3 protein-coding genes are annotated in these 3,479 nt (G+C 43.5%); all 3 read right to left on the bottom strand.

The window, feature by feature from the left end:
* Nucleotides 1-89 precede the first annotated feature (89 nt).
* Genes H8Z83_RS18800 through H8Z83_RS18790 form a run of 3 tightly spaced genes read right to left on the bottom strand, consistent with a single transcriptional unit; the run spans nt 90 to nt 3,314 of the window.
* Nucleotides 90-1,121, bottom strand: a complete 1,032-nt coding sequence (locus tag H8Z83_RS18800; RefSeq protein WP_187016429.1) for a tyrosine-type recombinase/integrase — start codon at nt 1,119-1,121, stop codon at nt 90-92.
* Nucleotides 1,118-2,083 (bottom strand): tyrosine-type recombinase/integrase, encoded by a 966-nt coding sequence (locus H8Z83_RS18795; RefSeq protein ID WP_187016428.1) that lies wholly within the window; start codon nt 2,081-2,083, stop codon nt 1,118-1,120. The genes H8Z83_RS18800 and H8Z83_RS18795 overlap by 4 nt, the downstream gene beginning before the upstream one ends.
* Nucleotides 2,073-3,314: a tyrosine-type recombinase/integrase gene (locus H8Z83_RS18790; RefSeq protein ID WP_187016427.1), complete on the bottom strand. Its 1,242-nt coding sequence runs from the start codon at nt 3,312-3,314 to the stop codon at nt 2,073-2,075. The genes H8Z83_RS18795 and H8Z83_RS18790 overlap by 11 nt, the downstream gene beginning before the upstream one ends.
* Nucleotides 3,315-3,479: the final 165 nt, after the last annotated feature.

Raw genomic sequence — 3,479 nt, 5'->3', positions numbered from 1 at the left:
AGCCAGCTAATCCCGTGAGTTTTGTTATCCGAGGAGTTTCCCCGAATACAAGGAAACCCCGCGGGTATACACAAAAGTTACAGGATAATCTATTCTCGTAGAAACCAAATAACATCGGTCTTTTCATCTCCTTTTTCCTTTTCAGGTGCTGGCAATTTTGCAGGGAGGCCGCGTTCTCGTAAGATTTTGTTTGCTTGATCTGAGGTAACGGTGGCATAAATCATGGTGGACTGAATAGATGAATGTCCCAAAAATGCTTTAATTGCAGGCAGCGAACATCCGCATGCCAGCATATCAACTGCAATCGTATGGCGAAATGCGTGTGGGGTATAGGCTTTTTGCTGGAATAACCCTGGATGTAATTTTTTAGCCATATTCACATACTTGGAAACAACTTCCTCTACACACGAAATCGTCATATGCTCGTTTCGCTGGCTCGAAAAAACATGACGGTTTTTGTCTCCATAAAATAAACCTGCCTGTTTGAAATGAACTCTCAATAGATCTGCACATTCATTGGGGATAACAATTCGCCGGGCCTTGCTTCCTTTGCCCACCAAGCGCACACGGGTTTCTACACCAAAAGTAACATCATTTGCAGTTAGGTCGCAAAGCTCCTGCGCTCTGGCGCCGCTTGCATAGAGAAAACTCATGAGGACAACATCTCTCCGCCCGCAAATTGTTTGTCGATTTGGCAATGACAATAATATCTGCATTTCTTCTGGCAAAAAGAATACGACATCATCTCCGCTTCTTTTAGAGGCCCTCTTTCTCTCGGTTCCCAGAACGCAAGACGAAAATGCTCCGGCAGATACCACATCTCTTCTCAATGCGAATTTAGCAAAGGAAGACAGCGCAGCAAGGCGTTGGTTCCTGGTTTGTTTACTGCAGCCGCGTGTGGTTTCTATCCATGACAAAAATTCATCAACTATACTGCTGTCCAGTACAGAGAACGTTACTTTACCCGCAGGGATCCCCTTTTCTTCTTCTAAGAAAATGAAAAAGATCCGCAAGGCTGCTTTGTAAGATCGGATTGTATTTTCACTGACACCTTTCGTGTCTGGAAGATAGCTGTCAAAAAATTCGGTCAACAGCCTTATAAATTCCATACCTCGCTTCATTCGTCAATCACCTCCGGGAAGATATTGTGCTTCCTTGTATAGTCCGTAATCAGAGTATGGTCTCGCTGGAAAAAATCGTAGTTTGCCTGCAAGTATTTATCGGTCTCTCTTAGGTCGCAATGTCCGAGATATGTGGATATGAAAGGAACGGCATCGGCAAAATCAAGCGGCGTTTGCAGTAATTGGTCAAATGCTTTTGCCACAAATGTGTGCCTGAAGCAGTGGAGGCACGGCCCGCGCTCATATTTCCGTACCCGTTCAAAATCAATGCCGCAGTCCTGTAGAAGATGTCCCATCCTTTTCCGGGCCCACTCTGCTGAATAGCGTCTTCCGCTGGTGCTATTTACAAACAGATATTCTCTCTGTGGTACAATAGATAAATACGCTCGAATGAGTTCTGTCAGTGAAATATCCATAGGCACATACCGTTGCTTGTCATTTTTGGCGTGTCGGACAAATAGCACCCCTAAATTCAAGTCTATATCTCTCGTTTCCATCTTCAACGCCTCATTTCTGCGCAAACCGCATCCGTACAGCATCCGTAATAAAATACAAAATAGGACTGCACTTTCTGGATTATAATCGCTATATGGAAGACTATCAGCGGAGGCTATCATTCTTTTCCATTCTTCATCGCTAAAAACATACGGCGCATAGGTATAAGAACACCGCGGGTATTCCGGTTCAAATGCGGTAATGTTTATAGAACGCAAATATTTTGAAAGCCCCCTGTAGCGTGCAATGTAGCTTACTTTATTTGCGCTTGTACCACATATCGTAGAAAGCCATTGGTTGATAATGCTTTCACTGAGACATTTTTCGAAAGTATGATTTTGCAGCAAAAAAGAATCCAGACTCCTAAGCATGATTTCATGGTTATGTGTGCTTCGCCCAGCCGATAAAAGCAACTGTAGATAATTGCTAAACTCAACAGCCAGGAAACTTTTGAAATCATTTTTCATTGGGAACCCTCCCCATGTTGCTTAGCCACTCTTTAAGTTTATCTGTTGCTGGAGGGACGGCAACTGCACACCGTCTAAGGTTTTCAATATCCAGTCGGACATAATTGTTAAAACAAAGCGAGCTTTGATGCCCTAAAACCTTTTGTACAACAGAATAGGGAATATCTTCTGCCACCAACTCCGTCGCCAGGCTCATGCGCAGTGCGTGCGGGCCAGTTTTTCTCCTGTCGGTGTCTATACCTGCCTTCGCCAAATAGCGAGACATTTCATGATGCGCTACAGTTTGCCCAATTGGTGTAAACGGACATTGTACCCGTAAAAATATATTCTCACTGTCCGAACTGGGACGGCCCTTTGTTAGATAGGCTAAAAGAGCTTCTTTAACATCCGGTAAAAGTTCCAGTCTTGCAGATACACCGGTTTTTTTCTGAACAAATTCGATGGTATTTGTATCCCAATGAATATTTTTCTTTTTCAAGTTGCAGATATCAGACGTACGGATGCCGAGTCGTGCGGCCAGCAGCAACATGGCACGGTCCCGTAATCCTTTGTCGGTACTTTTATCTACAACATTTAGAAGCTTTTGGATTTCATCTTTTGAATAGACAGTAGGCATGGGTTTTGCGCGGCGAACCGCGGGGACAAATTCAGCCAAATTCAACGGATGAATCTGCTCTTGATAAAGATATTTCATGAGTTTTCTAACTGCACAGCGAAAGTTCTCTTTCGAGCCACTTGCTGAAAACGCTGCATAGAGGATCTGTGCGTTAATTTCCTTTAGATCTGAAATCCCTTGCTGTTCTACGAAATGAAGAAATTCGTAACAATACAGATCTTGAAGTTTGCGTGTACCATCGCTAATAGACTGCTTACAGAGCATTTCATCGAATCTCTCAAAGACACCGCTAAAGTGCTTTAAATCTTTCTGCTTTTTCCGTGTATGGACTACGACATATGGTCTTTTGTTTAGAATGTCATTCAGCCGTCTCACATAAAAAGACATGTAAAACTGTCGACCGCTGGAGATTCTGCCACCATGTGTTGCCAAATAAGTTTCACCTACGGCTTCGGTGTACTCAAGGATTTGATTCTCTCTCATGTAGCGATCTACTCTGCCCATGGCTTCACGGTAATGTCGAATAGACTCGCTGGGGTACTCCTTTTCGTGTAGTTGGGAAAGAAGATCCTCCCACAACTGCGGCATATTGCCCGTGACAATTTCACATTTCATGGAATGCACCACCTTCTATATTTCTGAATGGCTTTTGCCTTTTTCAGAATACAAGACGGTGGTGCATTGAGCAATATTATCCCAGCAGCAGAATTTAGAAAGGTGTGATATAAGTGAATGATATGAAAACTCCTCGGATAACAAAACTCACGGGATTACACGGCT

It is taken from the genome of Dysosmobacter segnis (assembly GCF_014297285.1).
In the GTDB taxonomy this organism is placed as follows: Bacteria; Bacillota; Clostridia; order Oscillospirales; family Oscillospiraceae; genus Oscillibacter; species Oscillibacter segnis.
This window is presented reverse-complemented; position numbering and strand designations above follow the sequence as displayed.

Bases quoted from the DNA above. Each gene is read 5' to 3' on its own strand.
- H8Z83_RS18800 (WP_187016429.1), bottom strand. From the start codon at position 1,121: ATGAAGCGAGGTATGGAATTTATAAGGCTGTTGACCGAATTTTTTGAC.
- H8Z83_RS18795 (WP_187016428.1), bottom strand. From the start codon at position 2,083: ATGAAAAATGATTTCAAAAGTTTCCTGGCTGTTGAGTTTAGCAATTAT.
- H8Z83_RS18790 (WP_187016427.1), bottom strand. From the start codon at position 3,314: ATGAAATGTGAAATTGTCACGGGCAATATGCCGCAGTTGTGGGAGGAT.